The sequence below is a fragment of the Neisseria sp. HMSC064E01 genome (assembly GCF_001808875.1).
Taxonomy (GTDB): Bacteria; Pseudomonadota; Gammaproteobacteria; order Burkholderiales; family Neisseriaceae; genus Neisseria; species Neisseria sicca_A.
On the sequence record NZ_KV794974.1, the window covers coordinates 1 to 345 of the forward strand.

At 58.6% G+C, this 345-nt stretch carries 1 pseudogene; it reads left to right on the forward strand.

The annotated features are described in order from the left end of the window. A pseudogene (locus tag HMPREF2572_RS12235) lies at positions 1-345 on the forward strand (RHS repeat protein); the annotation flags it as partial.

Sequence of the window (345 nt, forward strand, 5' to 3'; positions counted from 1 at the left end):
GGCAACCTGCTGACCCATACCGACCCGCTGAAACATACCACGCGTTTCGAATACGCCGACAACGGCCTGTTGCTGTCGGTAACCGATCCGAACGGCAGCAGCACCGCCTATCACTATAATGAAAACCGCCAGCCCGACCTCATTACCGACTGCTCCGGTTACGAAACCAAACTGGCCTACACCCCCGAAGGGCAGCTGGCGCGTATTACCGACGCGCTGGGACAGCACACCGAATACCATTACGACGCCGACCAAAACCTTACCCTCGCCCTCTATCCCGACGGCAGCAAAGAGGCCTTTGGCTACGATGCCGCAGGTCGTCTGAAAACCCATACCGACGGCGAA